15 protein-coding genes are annotated in these 18,571 nt (G+C 72.9%); 3 read left to right on the top strand and 12 right to left on the bottom strand.

Annotated elements, in window-relative coordinates; genetic code table 11:
• The first annotated feature begins 11 nt into the window (after positions 1-11).
• Both AB0E62_RS19525 and AB0E62_RS19520 read left to right on the top strand, forming a co-directional pair.
• Positions 12-1,556, top strand: a complete 1,545-nt coding sequence (locus AB0E62_RS19525; protein ID WP_362194805.1) for an alpha/beta hydrolase — start codon at positions 12-14, stop codon at positions 1,554-1,556.
• Between the two features lie 133 nt (positions 1,557-1,689).
• The gene (locus AB0E62_RS19520; RefSeq protein ID WP_362194802.1) at positions 1,690-3,249 is read left to right on the top strand and encodes an alpha/beta hydrolase; all 1,560 of its coding nucleotides are present in this window, start codon (positions 1,690-1,692) and stop codon (positions 3,247-3,249) included.
• Positions 3,250-3,295: 46 nt separating this feature from the next.
• Here the strand turns inward: AB0E62_RS19520 and AB0E62_RS19515 are convergent, their stop codons facing one another.
• The 12 genes from AB0E62_RS19515 to AB0E62_RS19460 all read right to left on the bottom strand — a co-directional run bounded on the left by AB0E62_RS19515 (position 3,296) and on the right by AB0E62_RS19460 (position 18,116).
• On the bottom strand, positions 3,296-3,946 hold the full coding sequence (locus AB0E62_RS19515; protein ID WP_362194799.1) for a hypothetical protein: 651 nt from the start codon (positions 3,944-3,946) through the stop codon (positions 3,296-3,298).
• Positions 3,947-4,076: 130 nt separating this feature from the next.
• Entirely contained in the window at positions 4,077-5,255 is a 1,179-nt protein-coding gene (moeZ, locus tag AB0E62_RS19510; RefSeq protein WP_362194796.1) for an adenylyltransferase/sulfurtransferase MoeZ, read from the bottom strand.
• A gap of 159 nt (positions 5,256-5,414) precedes the next feature.
• Entirely contained in the window at positions 5,415-6,374 is a 960-nt protein-coding gene (locus AB0E62_RS19505; RefSeq protein ID WP_362194793.1) for an NAD-dependent epimerase/dehydratase family protein, read from the bottom strand.
• Positions 6,375-6,562: 188 nt separating this feature from the next.
• The gene (locus AB0E62_RS19500) at positions 6,563-7,999 is read right to left on the bottom strand and encodes a hypothetical protein (protein WP_362195158.1); all 1,437 of its coding nucleotides are present in this window, start codon (positions 7,997-7,999) and stop codon (positions 6,563-6,565) included.
• A 164-nt stretch (positions 8,000-8,163) separates the two neighbouring features.
• Positions 8,164-9,825, bottom strand: coding sequence for a glycosyltransferase (locus AB0E62_RS19495; RefSeq protein ID WP_362194790.1), 1,662 nt, complete (start codon positions 9,823-9,825; stop codon positions 8,164-8,166).
• A gap of 201 nt (positions 9,826-10,026) precedes the next feature.
• Positions 10,027-11,619, bottom strand: a complete 1,593-nt coding sequence (locus AB0E62_RS19490; RefSeq protein ID WP_362194787.1) for an ABC transporter ATP-binding protein — start codon at positions 11,617-11,619, stop codon at positions 10,027-10,029.
• Positions 11,616-12,614, bottom strand: coding sequence for an ABC transporter permease (locus tag AB0E62_RS19485; RefSeq protein WP_362194784.1), 999 nt, complete (start codon positions 12,612-12,614; stop codon positions 11,616-11,618). The genes AB0E62_RS19490 and AB0E62_RS19485 overlap by 4 nt, the downstream gene beginning before the upstream one ends.
• On the bottom strand, positions 12,611-13,648 hold the full coding sequence (locus AB0E62_RS19480) for an ABC transporter permease (RefSeq protein WP_362194781.1): 1,038 nt from the start codon (positions 13,646-13,648) through the stop codon (positions 12,611-12,613). The genes AB0E62_RS19485 and AB0E62_RS19480 overlap by 4 nt, the downstream gene beginning before the upstream one ends.
• Positions 13,649-13,652: 4 nt before the next feature.
• Positions 13,653-15,371 carry an ABC transporter substrate-binding protein gene (locus AB0E62_RS19475; RefSeq protein WP_362194778.1) on the bottom strand — a complete coding sequence of 573 codons (1,719 nt, stop codon included), beginning with the start codon at positions 15,369-15,371 and terminating at the stop codon, positions 13,653-13,655.
• Between the two features lie 208 nt (positions 15,372-15,579).
• Positions 15,580-15,675, bottom strand: a complete 96-nt coding sequence (locus AB0E62_RS19470) for an Ms4533A family Cys-rich leader peptide (protein WP_362194775.1) — start codon at positions 15,673-15,675, stop codon at positions 15,580-15,582.
• Positions 15,676-15,732: 57 nt separating this feature from the next.
• The gene (locus AB0E62_RS19465) at positions 15,733-17,121 is read right to left on the bottom strand and encodes a DUF3152 domain-containing protein (RefSeq protein WP_362194772.1); all 1,389 of its coding nucleotides are present in this window, start codon (positions 17,119-17,121) and stop codon (positions 15,733-15,735) included.
• A gap of 8 nt (positions 17,122-17,129) precedes the next feature.
• A complete protein-coding gene (locus tag AB0E62_RS19460) occupies positions 17,130-18,116 on the bottom strand; it encodes an alpha/beta hydrolase (protein ID WP_362194769.1) in 987 nt (328 codons plus the stop codon).
• 197 nt (positions 18,117-18,313) lie between these two features.
• Between AB0E62_RS19460 and AB0E62_RS19455 the strand changes: the two genes are divergently transcribed.
• Positions 18,314-18,547, top strand: a complete 234-nt coding sequence (locus AB0E62_RS19455; protein ID WP_362194766.1) for a hypothetical protein — start codon at positions 18,314-18,316, stop codon at positions 18,545-18,547.
• Positions 18,548-18,571 lie beyond the last annotated feature (24 nt).

The following is an 18,571-nucleotide window of genomic DNA, read 5'->3' as shown; positions in this document are numbered from 1 at the left end:
CGATGGGGAGCATGGCGAACCCCTCCCGGCTGCGCGCCGCCGCGCTGACCACCTCCGCTGTGCTGCTCTTCGCCGCGCCGGCCGGCTGCGGCGGCCACTCCGAGGACGGGGATCTCACGCACCAGACGCTGGACTGGGAGGACTGCCCGGCCCCGTCGGAGGCGGAGGGCGGCGGCAGCGCCCCCTCGCCGCTGCCGAACGGCACCGAGTGGCAGTGCGCCACCATGAAGGCCCCGCTGGACTGGGCCGAGCCCAAGGGCGACACGATCGGCATCGCCCTGATCCGGGCCCGGTCCGACGGCCCCGCGAACCGCCGGATCGGCTCGCTGGTGTTCAACTTCGGCGGCCCGGGCGGCAGCGGCGTCACCACGCTGCCCGCGTTCGGCCCGGACTACGCCGCCCTGGGCACCCGCTACGACCTGGTCAGCTTCGATCCGCGCGGGGTCGGCCGCAGCGCGCCGGTGAGGTGCGAGAGCGACGCCCGGCTGGACGAGTTCTTCCAGCAGGACGCGACCCCGGACGACGGCGCCGAACGCGCGGGGCTGCTGCGGCGCACCCGGCAGTTCAACGCGGCCTGCGAGAAGAACTCCCAGAAGCTCCTGCCGCATGTGCGCACCACGGACGCGGCCCGCGACATGGATCTGATGCGCCAGGTGCTCGGCGACCGGAAACTGCACTACTTCGGCATCTCCTACGGCACCGAACTCGGCGGCGTCTACGCCCACCTGTTCCCCCGGAACGTCGGCCGGGCCGTCCTCGACGCCGTCGTGGACCCCACGCAGAACGCCGAGCAGAGCGCGCTGGGCCAGGCGAAGGGCTTCCAGCTCGCGCTGGACAACTTCGCGAAGGACTGCACCTCCAAGGCCGAGGACTGCCCGATCGGCAGCACCCCGCGGGAAGTGAAGGAGCGCATCGCGAAACTCCTCGCCGACCTCGACAAGAAGCCGATCCCGGGCATCTCCCCGCGCGAGCTGACCCAGACCGCCGCCACCAACGGCATCGCGCAGTCGCTGTACTCCAAGGACTTCTGGGAGTACCTGACCGAAGGGCTGGAGGAGGCCTACGACGGCGACGGCAGGATCCTCATGCTGCTGTCCGACTCGATGAACGGGCGCGGCGAGAACGGGGAGTACAGCAATCTGACCGCGGCCAACGCCGCCATCAACTGCTCCGACGACAAGGCGCGGTACACCGCGGACTACGTGCAGCGCCGGCTTCCCCGGTTCCGCGCCGCCTCTCCCCTGTTCGGGGACTACCTGGCCTGGGGCATGGTCAGCTGTACGGACTGGGCGGTGCCCGGCGCCGCCGACCATCCCGACGTGAGCGCGCGGGGGTCGGCGCCCATCCTGGTCATCGGCAACACCGGCGATCCGGCCACCCCGTACGAGGGCGCGAAGAAGATGGTGGACGCGCTCGGCAAGGGCGTCGGCGTCGAGCTGACGTACAAGGGCCAGGGACACGGGGCCTACGACAGCAAGAACGCCTGTGTGCAGCGCGCGGTGAACGGCTACCTGCTGGACGGCAAGGTGCCGAAACCCGGCCTGGTCTGTTCCTGACAACCCAGAGGCGGCACGAAAACGCAGGTCAGAGGGTTATCCACAGGCTGTCACGGGGCGAGCGGAAGATGCCTACCATGGCCTGAAACGCCCGGCGCGGTACGACGCGGCGGGCCTGTCACGGGGGGTACGCATGATGCGATTTCTGCGGTGGACGGCCGCAGTGGCGGCAGGGCTGCTGCTGGCCGGCTGCGGTGGCTCGTCCGGCGGGGACGGAGAGGGTGACGAGGGCAAGGCGGCCGGCTCCGCTCCCCCGTCGGCGCCTGGTTCCCCGGCCGCGCCGTCCGACACGGCCCTGCCCGCCTCGCTCACCTCCCAGCGGCTCGACTGGCAGCGGTGCGGGGCCGTCGGGGACTCCCCCGCACCGGGCGGCGCCTGGCGGTGCGCGACGCTCAAGGTGCCGCTGGACTGGTCCCATCCGGACGGCAAGACGATCGGGGTCTCTCTCATCCGCTCGCGGGCGACCGGCGGTGACCGCATCGGCGCGCTCCTGTTCAACTTCGGCGGCCCCGGCGGTTCTGGCGTATCGACGATGCCGTACTTCGCCTCCGCCGTCTCCGGACTCCACCAGCGCTACGACCTGGTGAGCTGGGACCCGCGCGGGGTGGGCGAGAGCGCGGGCGTGCGCTGCCGCGGCGACCGGGAGACAGACGCCGCCGAGTCCGTGGACGCCACGCCGGACACCCCCGCCGAGGAACAGGCGTACTTCCGGGACGCCACCGACTTCGGCAAGGGCTGCCGGAAGGCCGCCGGCCCGCTGCTGGCCCATGTGTCCACGACCGACACGGCCCGCGACATGGACCTGATGCGCCAGGTCCTCGGCGACGGCAGACTGCACTACTTCGGCATGTCCTACGGCACCGAACTCGGCGGCGTCTACGCCCACCTGTTCCCCGGGCGGGTGGGCCGGCTGGTGCTGGACGCGGTGGTCGACCCGACCGCGGACATGGTGGGGCACGCCGAGAACCAGGCCCGCGGCTTCCAGCGGGCCCTGGACGACTACCTCGAATCCACCGGCCAGGACCCCGCTCAGGGCTCCCGGGAGATAGCCGGCCTGCTGAGCCGGCTCGACGCCGCGCCGCTGCCGACCTCGTCCGGGCGGAAACTCACGCAGACCCTCGCGACCACCGGGATCATCCTCCCGCTCTACAGCGAGCCGAGCTGGCCCAGACTGACCAGCGCGCTCAAGTCGGCGCGGCAGGGCGACGGTTCGGAACTGCTGGCGCTCGCCGACGAGTACAACCAGCGGAACGCCTCCGGACGTTACGGCACCATGACCCACTCCCAGCGGGTCATCTCGTGCCTGGACGACAAGCAGCGGCCGACGCTCGCCGAGACCAAGCGACGGCTGGCCCGGTTCGAGCGGATCTCGCCCGTGTTCGGGGACTACCTGGGCTGGGACACGGCGGGTTGGTGCCACGACTGGCCGGTACCGGGCCAGTACGACACCCCGGAGGTCAGCGCACCGGGCGCGGCCCCGATCCTCCTGGTCGGCAACACCGGCGACCCCGCCACCCCCTACGAGGGCACCCGCAGGATGGCCGACGAACTGGGCCGCGGAGTGGGCATCGCTCTCACCTGGAAGGGCGAGGGCCACGGAGCGTACGGCAGCGGCAGCGACTGCGTCGACGCGACGGTCGACGCCTACCTCCTGAAGGGAACGGTGCCGGAGGACGGCAAGGTCTGCTCCTGACGAACCGACTCCCACCGCGGACCGCCGGCGCCGGGCCGGGCCCGTCTCACTCGCGCATCAATGGCGACGGACGAAACGTGGCCCCCCGGCCTCCGAATCGCTGCGGTACCCCCGTGCTGTCCGTTATGACAGCGCCTTCCTGGTCAACGTAATAATCGCCCAGCCGGCCGTTGTGCTCACGCCAGCCCTCCCGCAGGTGATTCACCAGCTCATCCAGGTGACGTGAAATCACGGCCGCCTCACTGCGCGTCTGATCCAAAGTGCAGTCCGCGGGCCATGGCTCCTTGGCGATGGTGAGCCCGAAGTGGTCGTGGTCCCGCCAGTAACGGCTCGCGAGAAGTATGCGAGTGGAGCGAACCGCGATGTCGAGATACACCTCCCCTGTGCAGTTGTGCGTGTCCGACTCACTCGTGTCACCGAACCGGTTCTCATCCGGCTCGTAGATGGTGACAGCTCCCTCCTTGACGGAGACAGGGAACCTGGGCCCCGTGAACTCCTTGAACTCCTCCTTCAGAAGCCCTCGCACCTGACTCTCCGTGCGGGCCTCGGCTGCTTGCCGGGAAGACACGTGCTGCAACACACCGACGTCTTGATGCTCCTTGTCAGGGGCTTGCCTCAGGAGGGTGCAGCTGCTGAGCGTTCCCACCATCAGCGCTGCCGCGAGAACCCAGACCGCTCGGCGAGTCTTCATGCACACCGCGGGAGTGTAGCCGGGGAGTTCGTTGGGGCGCCCTCTGGCCGAGGACGCCGACGACAGAAGCCCACGGCATCCGACCAAGTCGGATGCCGTGGGCTTCTTCAGACCCGCTGGGTTGTGGAACCGGTGATCAGTAGACCGGCTTGTGGGGCTCGATCTGGTTGACCCAGCCGATGACTCCGCCGCCGACGTGGACCGCGTCGGCGAAGCCGGCGGACTTGAGGACGGCGAGGACTTCCGCACTGCGGACGCCCGTCTTGCAGTTCAGGACGATCTTCTTGTCCTGCGGGAGGCTCTCCAGGGCGGTGCCCATGAGGAACTCGTTCTTGGGGATCAGCGTGGCACCCGGGATGGAGACGATCTCGAACTCGTTCGGCTCACGGACGTCGATGATCTGGATGTTCTCGCCGTCGTCGATCCACTCCTTGAGCTGCTTGGGAGTGATCGTGGAGTCGATCGCCGCCGCCTGGGCCTCTTCGGAGACGACGCCGCAGAAGGCCTCGTAGTCGATCAGCTCGGTGACGGTCGGGTTCTCGCCGCAGACCGCGCAGTTCGGGTCCTTGCGGACCTTGACCTGGCGGTACTGCATCTCCAGGGCGTCGTAGATCATCAGACGGCCGACCAGCGGCTCACCGATGCCGGCGAGGAGCTTGATCGCCTCGTTGACCTGGATGGAGCCGACGGACGCGCAGAGCACGCCCAGCACGCCGCCCTCGGCGCAGGAGGGGACCATGCCGGGGGGCGGCGGCTCCGGGTACAGGCAGCGGTAGCAGGGGCCGTGCTCGGACCAGAAGACGGACGCCTGGCCGTCGAAGCGGTAAATCGAGCCCCACACGTACGGCTTGTTCAGCAGCACACACGCGTCGTTGACCAGGTAGCGGGTCGCGAAGTTGTCGGTGCCGTCGATGATCAGGTCGTACTGGCTGAAGATGTCCATCACGTTGTCGGCTTCGAGCCGCTCCTCGTGAAGGACCACGTTCACGTACGGGTTGATGCCCTTGACGGTGTCGCGGGCCGACTCGGCCTTGGAGCGGCCGATGTCGGACTGGCTGTGGATGATCTGGCGCTGCAGGTTCGACTCGTCGACCTCGTCGAACTCCACGATGCCGAGGGTGCCCACGCCCGCGGCGGCCAGGTACATCAGCGCCGGCGAGCCCAGGCCGCCGGCGCCCACACAGAGCACCTTGGCGTTCTTCAGCCGCTTCTGCCCGTCCATGCCCACGTCGGGGATGATCAGGTGGCGGGAGTACCTGCGAACCTCGTCTACGGTGAGCTCGGAAGCCGGCTCGACCAGGGGTGGCAACGACACGGGGACTCCGTTGGTCGGTCAATCACTACAGTTGTTCTCCTGGTAACACTGCCACGCCCTTCTTCATTCCGAGACACCCGTTCCGATGCGCGAGACGAAAGCGTCCCAGCACCCGGGCATCCGCCCCCGGCGGCCGGCGCGCACGGGCGCCGGCGGTCGTCAGATGCGGCATGCCGCCTCCATCCAGATGTCGGCCAGGGACTCCTCGAGGTTGATGCGGGGCCGCCAGCCGAGGCGGTCGCGGGCGGTGCGTACGTCGGCCTGCTGCCAACTGCCGCAGCCGTCCGGGTAGGGGTAGGCCACCGGAGGCGTGTGGTCCGGGTCGGTGCGGGGGTGTCCGAGGGCGGTGCGCAGCGGCCCGGGCGGGGCGTCGAGTTCGTGCAGGGCGCCGCCGTAGCCGGCCACGCGCGCGAGCACGGCCGCGGCGTCCCTGAGGCGGACGGCGCGGCCGGAGCCGATGTTGATCACGCCTTGCGCGGCGGACAACGAGGCGGCGTGCACGGCCCGGGCGACATCGCGCACGTCGACGAAGTCGCGCTGGACGCCGAGGCCGCCGAGCTTGAGCTCGCCGTCCCCGGACTGCATGGCGCGGCGCATGGCCTCGGCGAGCCGGCCGAGCGGGGAGCCGGCCGGGGTGCCGGGCCCGGCCGGCGAGAAGACCCGCAGGACGACCGCGTCCAGGCCGGAGCCGAGGACCAGTTCGGTCGCGGCCAGCTTGCTGACGCCGTACGGGCCGCCGGGGCGCGGTACGGCGTCCTCGGGCGTGGAGGAGCCGGGCTGGCTGGGGCCGTACTCCGAACCGCAGCCGATCTGCACCAGGCGGGCGCCGCAGCCGCTGCGGCGCAGCGCCTCGCAGACGGTGGCCACGGCGACGGTGTTGTGCCGGGTGAGTTCGCGGGCACCGCCGCGGGTGGCGCCGGCGCAGTTGATGACGACCCCGGGGTGGACCGCGTCCAGGAAGCGGGTGAGCGCGCCCGGGCTGCCGGTCGCGAGGTCGAAGCGGACGTCGGCGTCGTCGCCGCGGCCGAGCGCGGTGAGCTGGACGGCCGGGTCGGCGAGCAGGCGGTCGGCGACGAAGCGGCCGATGAAACCGTTGGCTCCGATCAGCAGGACCCTCATCGGGCGGCTCCCGGGGTGTGCGCGCCGGTGGTACCGGCCGTGTCGACGGCTTGTACGGCTGCTCCGGACGCTCCGGCGGCTCCGGTGGATCCGGGCGCTCCGGGTCGGGAGGTGGTCATCTGGTGTTCTCCTTCAGAGGGATGATGCGGATACCCGTGGCCGGTGGGTCGGGCCGGCGGGCGGGAGGTTCACTCGGGCGCTCCCGCGGGAGCGTGGGCCGAGGCCCGGGCGAGGGTGCGGCCCGCGTGCCACAGCAGGGCCAGGGCCGCGGTGCCGCAGGCGAGGGCCGGTACGGCGGCCTCGCCCCAGGCGTCCACGAGGGCGTGGACCGGGGCCGCCAGGAAGGCGCAGCCGGGCAGCCGGGCAGCCACCGGGAGCGTCAGGGCCAGCGCCTCCACCGCCACGGCGGCGCCCAGCGCCCGGGCGGCGGCGTGCCGGTGGCGGTGCGCGGTGAGCAGGCGTGCGGGCAGCAGCAGGGCGCCTAGGGTGAGTGCCTGCGGGTGGGCCGCGCGCTGGTGCAGGGTGGTGCCGCACAGCGTGAGCAGTGCGGCGAGGGAGCCCAGGAACAGGGCGAGCGCGCCGAGCAGCAGGGGCCTCATCGCGGCCGTGAACACCCTCAGGCTGCGGCTGCCGGCGAGCCTGCGGCGGGCGCCCGCGGCGAGGACATGGGCGCACCAGGCCGCGGGGGCGCAGGCCGCCAGGAGGGCCAGGACGGGCGCGGTGGCCGTGGGCCAGGGGCCGTCCGGAGCTCCGGTGGGCGGGGCGTCGGGACCGCCCGTCAGGACGGCGTGCAGGAGGCCGTCACCGACGAGGGCGTACCCGAGGAGCCAGAGCGTCCAGGCGTGCGCGCCGAGGGTCGCGCGCCCCGCGCGGGCGCCGGCGGGCGCGGCACGGCTCACTCGCGTGCCGGGCGGGCCGGCGAGCGGGCCGTGGCGCAGGGCCGCGCGGGTGGCCGCGGCGATGGCGAGGAGACCGCCGCAGGCCACCAGCAGGCGCGGGTACCCGTGGGTGAGGCGCAGTCCGGTCACCGTGGCCGCGCCGAGCGCTCCGGGCAGGAGGGTGAGCAGGACCCAGCCGGCGCGGACGCGGGGCACCGGCGGGAACTGGGGCTCCGGGGCGGGCCGCTCGGTGTCGCGGGGCACGCGCGCGTGCAGTTCCTCGGCGAGCGAGAAGACGTCGCGGTGGCGGTAGTGGGCCGCGGTCCGGTCGGTGATGCCGTGTGCCTCCAGCCCCACGGCGATCTCCAACGGGTCGACGGCCCCCTCGCACAGCTCACGGTGCCGGTGCAGCAGGACTTTCACCGGGTCTCCGGTCCCCTGCACAGCGCCCCGGCCCGGTGGCCGCCCGCCGAGACCGGACACCGGTGAGGGACCGCTCCCAGGACCGCACCCGGCCGGACCGGCCGACGTGTCGAAGCCGTGCTCGAAGCCCTGCGGACCGGTGGACAGCCGCTCCCCCGACGACCGCTCCCAGGCCACCGGCGACCACTCCGAAGGCCCGGGCCGCGACGCCCGGCCGCCCCCCGGCCAGCGCCCCGTCGGCACCGGTTGCCCCTCCGGCACCGACTGCCCCTCCGGTACCCACTCCCCCGACCGCGCGTCCCACGGATCGGCACCGCTCGGCATCCCCGGGCGGTCCGGGCCGACCGGGTCTCTCCGGGCCGGCGCGCCGGCGCCCGGGCCGTCCGCCGTCCCGGCGGACGGCGCGTCCGGCTCGCCCCGTGCCTCTTGGTCCTCCGCGGTCGGGCCCCAGTCCGTCGCGCTGCCGGGCACCCGGCCCTCCGGGTCTCTCATCGTGTTTCCTCCACCGACGGCTGGGTGGTGTCCGTCGCCCAGGCGGGGGCACCGCGGAGCAGGGCACGGTCCGCGGGACCGGCCCGGTGGCCGGGGACCAACGTCTCGGCGGGAGCCGCGAAGGGCCGTGGCTCGTGCGGAGCGGCCCGGCGGACCGGGTAGTGGGAGACGATCTCCAGATAGAGGCCGTGGAAAGCCGCGATGTTCCGCTCCACGGTGAACAGTTCGAGCGCCCGGGCGCGCGCGGCGGCACCGAGACGCGCACGGCGCCCGGGGTCGCGCAGCAACGCCACGCACGCCTCCGCGAGCGCCGTGGGATCGCCGGGTGGCACGACCAGTCCCGTGCCGCCGATGACCTCCACGACCGCGCCCACGTCCGTCGACACGGTGGCCCGGCCGCTGAGCATGGCCTCGACGAGACCGGCCGGGAAGCCCTCCGCGCGGCTGGAGAGGACCACGACCGTGGCGGCGGCGTACGCGTCCGGCTCCCCCGTCTCCTCGAAGGAGACGGGCTGATCGCCCTCGGTCCCGCCGGGGAACAGCCGCGCGGCCAGCGCCCGGCAGTGGCCGAGGTGGGCGGCGCCCTCGGTGCCGGACGGCGTGCCCACGACGCGCAGGCGCGCCTTGGGTTCCTCCCGGCGGACCTCGGCGAAGGCGTGCAGCAGGGTCACCAGGTCCTTGGCCGGGTCGACCGGTCCGGCCCAGACCAGTGTGTCCGGGTCGGAGGGGAGTTCCGGCTCGCCCGGCTCCGCGAACCGTTCGACGGCCGTGCCGGGGTACACCGTCCGGATCCGGGCCCGGTCGGCGCCGCACCGTTCCTGCCAGCGGCGCGCCTGCGTGTCGCCCGCGGTGAGGAGTTCGGCCGCGCGGTGGACCTCGGCCGCGAGCCGGCCGTGGAAGGCGGCGAGCACGGCCCGTACGGCGGGGGCGGCGGTGCCGGGGCCGGACGTCAGGTAGTGGGTGCGCAGGTGCACGGTGTACTCGGTGACGAGCAGCGGCACGCCGCAGAAGTGCCGGGCGAGCAGTCCGCAGAGGGCGGGCGCGCCGCCCGTGGTGGCGTGGCAGAGGTCGGCCGCGCCGAGGGCGTCGTCGTCGTACCAGTCGAGCGAGAGGGGGCGCAGGGCGCGTTCGAGGTGCGCGGCGATGGTGAGCAGGTCGGGCACCCGCGCCTCGTGCGCCGTGCACAGCGCGCGGGGGGCGCGGCACGCTCGCTCCAGGGCGCGCACGGCGGTCTCCGAGCGCAGGGCTCCGGTCAGTCCGCCCTGCTCACGGGCGAGTTCGGCGAGACCGTACAACGCGCTGCCGAAACGGTCCGCCAGGTCCCCGGACGCCTCCGGCACCTCCCCGCCGGGCACGCGCCGGGCGGCTCCGGTGCCCGTGCACACCGCCCCGACCAGTTCCGCGTAGCACTCGGCGAAGCGCCGGCGGGCGGGCCGGCCGTACCGGGCGCCCTCCGCCGGCCACGGCGGTGCCGTACGCACCCGGCGGACCTGTGCCGGCAGCGGGCGGCGGTCCCCGGTCCGTCCGCGCGGGCCGGGGCCGAGCGCGTAGACGTCGAACTCGTGCTGCTCGAGCCCGCGCACCAGCCGTTCGCACCAGAGCCCGGCGTCACCGCCCACATACGGGTAGCCACCCTCGGTAAGCAGCCCTAGGCGCACGTGTACACCCCCGGTCTCCCGTCTGGGGAGCCGCCGTCGGGCCGGCGGCTCGCAGCGGGATGAACGTAAGGGGACGAGGCGGTGGCGCGACGGACGGTTGTCCGTCGCACCACCAAAAGGGGTGAACGCTCGTAACTTTCGCGTGCGGGTCGCGTTCGGTCGCGCTAATGCGTCACAGGGTGACCGTGCGACCGCGACACGTCACGCCGTCGCCGGTTCCCGCCGGGCGGCGCGCCGCCGGGCCGCCAGGTCCGGGTCGAGCGCGGGTACGGCGGCCAGGAGCTGCCGGGTGTACGGCTCGCGCGGGCTGTCGTACACCTCGTCGGCGGGCCCGTGCTCGACGAGCCGGCCGCGTCGCATCACCGCGACCCGGTCGCTGACCTGGCGGACGACGGCGAGGTCGTGCGCGATGAAGACCAGCGCCAGGCCGAGTTCCCGCTGGAGTTCGCCCAGCAGGGCGACCACCTGGGCCTGGGTGGTGACGTCGAGCGCGGAGACCGGCTCGTCGCACACCAGGACGCGCGGCTCGGCGGCGAGGGCCCGCGCGATGCCGACGCGCTGGCGCTGGCCGCCGCTGAACTCGTGCGGGTAGCGGTCGTAGTGCGCCCGGTCGAGTCCCACGCGTTCCAGCAGGTCCGACACGCGCTGCCGGATGCGCCGCTCGTCGCGTTCGCCCCGGGCGCGCAGCGGGTCGGCGATGGACTCGCCGATGCCGCGGCGGGGGTTGAGGGAGGAGACGGGGTCCTGGAAGACCATCTGGACGGCCGGGTTCACCCCGGTGTGCGGGCGCCCCTCGTAACGGATCTCGCCGGCGGTCGGCGCCAGCAGCCCGACCAGCATGCGGCCGAGCGTGGTCTTGCCGCTGCCGCTCTCCCCGACCACCCCGAGGGTCTCCCCGCGCCGGACGCTCACCGAGACGTCGTCCACGGCCGCGAACGCCCGCCTGCCGCGCCCGAACTCGCGCCGCAGCCCGGTGGCCTCCAGCACGACCTCGCCGGTGGCCGGGGAACCGGTGCGGCGGGCGTCCACGCGCGGGACGGCGTCGAGCAGTTCGCGGGTGTACGGCTCGGCGGCCGCGGCGAGGACGGCGCCGACCGGGCCGCGCTCGACGGCCCTGCCGTGCCGCATGACGAGGATGTCGTCCACACTCTCGGCGGCCACGCCCACGTCGTGGGTGACCAGCAGCAGGCCCATGCCGGTCTCCGTGCGCAGGGCGTGCAGCAGATCGAGGATCTGCGCCTGGACGGTGACGTCGAGGGCGGTGGTCGGCTCGTCGGCGATCAGCAGCTCTGGCTCGCAGGCCAGGGCCATGGCGATGAGGGCGCGCTGGCGCATGCCCCCGCTGAACTCGTGCGGCCGGGACCGGGCCCGCCGTGCCGCGTCCGGGATGCCGACCCGGTCGAGCACGTCGACGGCACGCGCGCGTGCGGCGCGGCGCGACACTCGGGCGTGGACGCGGTAGACCTCGGCGATCTGGTCGCCGATCGCGTAGTACGGGTCGAGCGAGGACAGCGGGTCCTGGAAGACCATGGCCGCCTTGGCGCCGCGCAGCCGGCGCAGTTCCTCGTCGGAGGCCGCCCGGACGTCGGTGCCGGCCACCCGGACCGAGCCGCCGACCCGGGCGCCGGTGCCCCGGTGCAGGCCCAGCAGGGCGCCCGCGACCGTGGACTTGCCGGAGCCGGACTCGCCGACCAGGGCGAGGGCGGCGCCCTTCGCCAGGCTGAAGGAGAGTCCGTCGACGGCGCGCTGGGCGCCGAACTCGACGGTCAGGCCGGTCACGTCCACCAGGCTCATGCCAGCACCACCCGTCGGTCGGCCACCGCGTACAGGACGTCCGCGACGGCGTTGGCGAGGACCACGAAGAAGCCGGTCACCAGGACCATGCCGACGACCACCGGCAGGTCGACGACCTTGACGGCGTGCACCAGTTCCTGGCCGATGCCGGGCAGGCCGAACAGGGTCTCGGTGAGGACGGCGCCGCCGACGGCCGAGCCGACGGTGACCGCGTTGAGGGCGATGACGGAGGCCGTCGCGCCGCGCAGCGCGTGCCGGACGATCACCGCGCGTTCGCCGACGCCGTAGGCGCGGAAGGTGCGGATGTGGTCCTCGGCCAGCGTCTCCAGCATCGAGGCCCGGGTCACCCGGGCGAAGCCGGCCGCCTCGATGAGGGCGAGGGACAGCCAGGGCAGCAGCAGGTTCCACGCCCACTGTTCGGGGTCGTCGGTGAAGTTCACGTACTGCGGGAAGGGCAGCAGCCCGAGTTCGCCGCAGACGACGATCATCAGGACCAGGCCGATGACGAAGACGGGGGTGGCGACGCCCGCGAGGGTGATCGCGGTCAGCACGCGCTCGGAGAGCCGGCCGCGCCGCCAGGCGGAGAGCACGCCGGTGCCGACGCCGAGCACCAGCCAGATCACCATCGCGCCGGTCACCAGCGAGAAGCTCACCGGCAGCTTGGCCGCGATGATGTCGGTGACCTGCCGGCCGGTCCGGTACGACTGGCCCAGGCAGGGCGCCGCGCAGTGTTCCGTGGAGGTGCCCGTGGAGTAGTCCTGGCCCGCGAAGACGCCCTGGAGGAAGTGCCAGTAGCGCACGTACAACGGGTCGTCGAGGTGGAGCCGCTGGGCCACCTGGTGGACCTGGGCCGGGGAGCAGCGCGGGCCGCAGGTGATCTGGGCGACGTCGCCCGGGGTGACGTAGAAGACGACGTAGATGATCACCGAGAGCACGAACAGGGTGACCACGGCGCCGGCGAGCCGGCGCAGGACGAAACCGGTGAAGCCGTTCACGCCTCCTCCTTCCGCGGCGCGGTGGCCGGTACGGCCGCCCCGGCGGGTGTCTCCCGTGTGCGGCCGGTGCCGACGCGCAGCCGGGAGGCGGCGCGCGGGTCGAGGGCGACGCGGACGCCGTCGCCGAGGACGGTCATCGCGAACACGGTCACGAACAGGGCGAGGGCGGGCAGCAACAGGTACTGCGGGGCCGCCTCGTACCAGACGTCGGCGGAGGTGAGCATCTGGCCCCAGGAGGGGGTGGGCGGCTGCACGCCGACGCCGAGGAAGGACAGGGCCGCCTCGGCGCTGATGTTCGCCGGGACCAGCAGCGCGGCGTAGGTGATGACCGGCGCGGCGAGGCCCGGGAGGAGTTCGCGCACGGCGGTCCGCCGGGCGCTCCAGCCGCTGAGCCGGGACGCGGAGACGTAGTCGAGGTTCTTCAGGGCGAGGGTCTGCGCGCGCACCATCTTCGCGATCGTGGACCATCCGGCGACCAGGGTGAGGATGAGCGCGACCAGGACCGGCCGCGGGAAGCCGCCGGGTACGACGGCCAGCAGGGCCAGCGCCATGATCATCAGCGGCATCGAGAGGAAGATGTCGGTGATCCGGCTCAGGACCAGGTCGATCCACCGGTTGCCGAGCCCTGCGGCCAGGCCCATGGCGACGCCGATGAGGACCTGGGCCAGGGTGGCGCCCAGGGAGACGCCCAGGGAGACCCGCGCGCCGTAGACCAGGCGGGCGAACATGTCGCGGCCGGTCTGCGGTTCGACGCCCAGCCAGTGGTCGGCGCTCGCGCCGCCGAAGGAGCCTAGGGGGACGCCGCCGCGGGCGGAGTCGACCAGGGCAGGGTGGTAGGTGGTCGGGTCCTGGCCCTCCAGGGCGGTGAGCAGCGGCGCGGCGAGCGCGGCCAGGACGAGCAGGGCGACCACGACGGCGGCGACGAGGGCGGCGCGCCGCGCCCGCAGCCGCCGCCAGAACTGACGGGCCCCCGGGACCGCCGGGACGGTGGTGCCCGTCCCGGCGGTCCCGACGGCGGCAAGTGCCTCGCTCACGGCGCTACTTCACCGCGACCTGGGAGACGTCCAGGACACCGGTCCAGTCGCTGATGACGATGTTCTTGACGTCCGAGCCGTACAGGCGCTTGTAGACCGGGTGGAACAGCGGCACGACGAGGGCCTTCTCGCCGATCTTCTTGTCCAGCGCGCCCCAGCGCCGGGCGGCGGCGTCGAGGTCGGTCAGCTTGTTGATCGCGTCGATCTCGTCATTGACCGACTTGTCGTCGAGCAGGCCCGTGTTGAAGTTCGCTCCGTCCTCGACGATCTGCCGGCCGTCGAAGATGGGGGCGAGGAAGGGGCCGCCGGACGGCCAGTCCGCGCCCCAGTGGGCGAGGAAGAGGCCCGGCTCGCTCTTCACGCTGTGGGTCTTGTCGTTGTAGTCGTTGTCCTCCAGGCCCTGGAGCCTGACCGTGATGCCCGCCTTCTTGAGCGCGTCCTGGACGGCGGTGGCGATCTCCGGGCTGGTCTCGAAGTCCTTGCTGTTGGAGTGGGTCAGCGTGATGCTCAGCCCGTTCTTGTGCCCGGCCCGCGCCAGCAGTTCCCTGGCCTTCGCCGGATCACCGGAGGCGCCCGCCGGGAAGGGGTCGTACGGCGTGTAGCCGAAGGACTTCTGGTTCGGCAGGAACGTGGTGGCGGGCTCGGCGAGGGCGCTGCCGCCGGCCGCGTTGACCACCGAGGACCGGTCGATGGCGTAGGCGATCGCCTGGCGCACCCTGGGGTCGTCGAACGGCTTCACCTTCGGGTTGAACGCGAGGTAGTTCGTGTAGCCGAAGTGACCGGTGCCCACGCGGGCGGCCAGTTTCCTGTCGCCGCTGACCTTGGCGAGTTCGGCGGGGCCGAGGTTGGTGTCCGTGGTGACGGCGGCGGCGTCCGCGCCCTGGGACGCGGACAGCCGCTGGTTGATGACCGAGGAGTCGAGCCCGGAGCGCACGTCGACGGTGTCGGGGTACGCCTTGCGCTCGGCGTCGGTGGCCGCCGACCAGTGCGGGTTGCGCTCCAGGACGAGGTGCTCGCCGTCGTTCTCGTTCCTGACCACCTTGTAGGGGCCGGAGGAGACCGGATGCGACTCGTACTTGGTGCCGGTGTCCTTGCTCCTCGGCACCGGGGTGAACTGCGTCTGCGTGGCGAGGTACGGGAACTCGCCCTCCGGCTTGTTCAGATGGAAGACGATCGTCCGCTCGTCGGGCGTCTCGATCGCGGCGAGGCCCTTCTTGTCCTTGTACGGCCCCTGGTAGCCGGCGGCGCCGACCAGCCAGTCCCGCAGATAGGGGGCGCCGCCGGAGAGTTCGGGGGCGAAGGAGCGCTCGATGCCGTACTTGATGTCGGCCGACGTGATCGGCGTGCCGTCCTCGTACTTGAGGCCCTTCTTCAGGGTGTACGTCCACACGGTCGCGTTCTTGTCGGGGCGCCCGGTGTCGGTGGCGAGGTCCGGGACGACCTTCGCGCCGGCCTCGCCGTTCTCGCGGTTGCGCGTGGTGAGGGTGCGGAAGACCAGCGAAGGGACGTTTCCGCCGCCGGAGGTGTACAGCCGCGCGGGATCGAAGTCGCTCTGCGGCTGGGAGTTCAGGATCGTGAGCGTGCCGCCCTTGTGGGGCGCGGAGTCACCACCGGAGCCCTTGTCATCGCTGTCCTCGGGGCCGCAGGCGGCGACGCCCGCTGCCATGACCAGGCTGACGGATACCGCTGCCACGCGGCGCGCTCTGACGGACGGTTGACGCATCGGAATGACGACCTCTCGGGATGACGAGTCGGGACGAGACGGTTGATCGTGGATGGATCAGACATCTCGGCACGTGAGACGTGCGGACGAGGAATGAGACGACTGCGGACAGACGTCGGCCCCGGCGTCGGGTCGTCGGAAAATCCGTGACACGGTCACGGAGGAGAAGGGTGGAACAGTCGCGACGCGAACGCCCGGGGAGGCGGTGTCAGCGACAGTCGATGTCGGCCACGCAGAGCGCGGTCACGCCGATGAGCGCCAGCTCGATGGCGGCGCTCCCAGGGGCGGCGTGACGGGACCACATGCGCAGAAATATGGATGACCATATGGGCTCATGTCAATGTGACATGAGCGGCGCTTGTCAACTCCCCGGGTACGGCCAGGGGTTGGCCCGGCAGTGGATTCCGTCGTGGTCCAGGAACTTGGTCTGCTGCTGCATCACGGGCGCCAGTTCGCCGTCCTTCTCGCAGGTGACGTGGCCGTGGCCGAGCCGGTGGCCGACCTCGTGGTTGATCAGCATCTGCCGGTACGCATGGATCCGGTCGCCGTAGGTCGTGCTTCCCCGAGCCCACCGGTACGCGTTGATCATGACGCGTTCGGTCGCGGCCGAGTCGCAGGAAACGTTGTCCTCGGTCGTGTCCAGCCCCGACTTGGCGCACCACTTGGCGGTGGTGCCGGGGCTGGCCAGCGTGATCACGAAGTCGGGCGTGCCGGAGGAGACGCGCTCGAAGGTGCGGGCACCGCCGTGGGCCCAGCTGCGCCGGTCGTTGAGCGTCTTCTGCACGGCCTCGGCGAACAGCGCGCCGTCCAGTCCGAGTCCCTGCTCGACATCGACGCGGTAGCGGTATTTCCGCCCGGTGCCGGGCGCCTTGGCGAACCCGGGCACGACGTCGAACTTCCCCGGCCCGCTCAGCGTGGCGGCGAGCGGATACGTACGGTTCATCTTCTGGTCGTACGTCAGGGCCGCCGCGCTCGGCACGGCGGAGGGCGCCGAGTCACCGGAGACGTGGGTGTCGTGGGCGGGGCCGGTGGCGGACCGCGACCGAACGTCGCCGTCGTCCCGCGCCTTGGTCACCTGGCCGGCGACCATCACCGCGAGCACGGTGGTGACGGCAGCCGCCGCGATACCGGTGAAGGTCCGTCCCTTCCCGCCCCGCTGTACGGGTGCGCCGGTACGGGATGCCCGCTGCGGCTCGGCCGGCCCTCCGGCCCCGGGGAGCGCGGCACCAGAACCGGTACCGGTACCGGGTCCGCCGGTGTCCCCGCGCCCGGCGCCACGCGGACCGTCGGCCTCACCGGCGCCGTCGAAGGCTTCCAGGTACTCCTGACGAGGGCCGCGTCCGGAGCCGCGCCGCGCTGCGGCCGACCCCGCCTGCCGCTGCCGCGGCAGCACCACGCCGGGCCCGCCTGCCGCCGCCGGCCCGCCCAGCTCGCCCCAGCCGCCTCCGGCCTCCCGCTGCTCGGGATGCCCGCCCCGCGCGGAAGCGGCACCGGAGTCACCGGTACCGCCGGGGTCGCCGGCCGTGCCGTGCGCGGGGTGGCCGGTACGCGCCCGGGGCGTACCCGCCGCGGGAGTGCCGTCGGGCAGTCCCGTGGCCCCGGAGCCGGGCGCGTCGCCGGCCGGCGGCCCGGGAAGGGGGCGCTGCCGGCCGTCGGCACGGCTGCCGTGTCTGCCGGCGCGTTCGCGTTCCGGAGTTATGTCCGTCGACTCGGTCCTGGGGGCCGGTCCGCGGCGGCTGTGGCGTCCCACCCTGGCCCTCAGCTCCTCGCGTCCGGGAGGGCACCGTCGGCGTCCGCCGGCTGCGCGAGCAGCTCGCGGAACGCGCCGGCGACCACGTCGGGGTACTCCATCATCGCCACGTGCCCGGCGTCCGGCAGGGTCACCAGCCGGGAGCGGCGGAAGGCGCCGGCGGCCTTGCGGGCCATGCGGAAGCCGACGAGCTGGTCCCGGCCGCCGTAGACCAGCAGGGTGGGGGCCAGCACCCGTTCGGCCTGGCGCCACAGCCCGTGCTGCCCGCCGAGCGTGTAGGCGTTGACGATGCCGCGCGCCGAACGGGCCATCGCGTCCCAGAAGTACGGCAGCCGCAGCCGCCGCTCCAGCTCCTCCACGGCCTGCCGGAACGCCTCCGGCGTCACCCGGCCGGGGTCGCCGTAGCACAGCCCCATCACCCCGCGCACCCGCTGCTCGGCGGTCCACTCCTTGGTGAGCCGGGTGAACAGGGCGGCGATCCCGGGCACCCCGAGCAGCCCGGTCGGCACCGCGGTGCGCTGGACGCGCAGTTCCGGCAGGGCGGGCGAGACGAGCGTGAGCGTCCGGACGAGGTCGGGGCGCACGGCGGCCACGCGGGTGGCGACCGCGCCGCCGAGCGAGTTGCCGAAGAGGTGGACCGGGCCGCGGCCGGCCGCGTCGAGATACCGGATGACCGCGCGCGCGTGCCCGGTGACGGAGTAATCGCCGTCGTCCGGGGGCGGGGAGTCGCCGAAGCCGGGCAGGTCGACCGCCTCGCCGTCCACGACGTCGGCCAGCTCGGCCATCAGCGACGACCAGTTCTGCGAGGAGCCGCCGAGTCCGTGGACGTACAGCGCGGGCGGCAGGTCCTCGCGCGCGGGTGGCCGGGAACGGATCGTCAGCGTGACACCGGGCAGGCCCACGGACCGCAGTCGCTCGCCCTCACCGACCCGGACGGGCGCCACTCGGGGAAGCACACTGGCGGCCGGCACGGACGGCGACTCGGTCGAAGACATGCGGCAATGTTACGAGGTGATCACGTCCGGATTCATGTGTTCGCCATCACAGAGTGAACCGTATCCGGACGGAGAACCGGGCAACGGACGGGCCTGATGGCATGGCGTTCGGATCAGCAGTTGCCTAGGCTCGTACAGAGGGCACCCGCGTGTGGCCCCTGCTGTTTCCAGGGACGTTCGTAGGAAGGGAGCCCACCATGGCCTATGACCCCACAGACCCCGACGTGATCGAGGACCTCGACGAGCTGGAGGCCGGAACGGTGGCGGAGTTCGATGTCGAGGCGCCCGAGGTGGACGCCGCCGAGCAGCAGGCGGACATCGCACCGGACCGCGACGACCCCCTGACGGGCGTGGACCCGGACCGCGGGAACGAGGCCGATCTCATGGAACAGGCGCGCGTCGTCGCGCTCGACGAGGACGACTACCGCTGACCTCGCGGGACCCCGGCCGACCGC

Source organism: Streptomyces sp. NPDC038707 (assembly GCF_040636485.1).
In the GTDB taxonomy this organism is placed as follows: Bacteria; Actinomycetota; Actinomycetes; order Streptomycetales; family Streptomycetaceae; genus Streptomyces.
The sequence above is the reverse complement of the archived record's forward strand: the minus strand, read 5'-3'. Positions and strand labels throughout refer to the sequence as shown.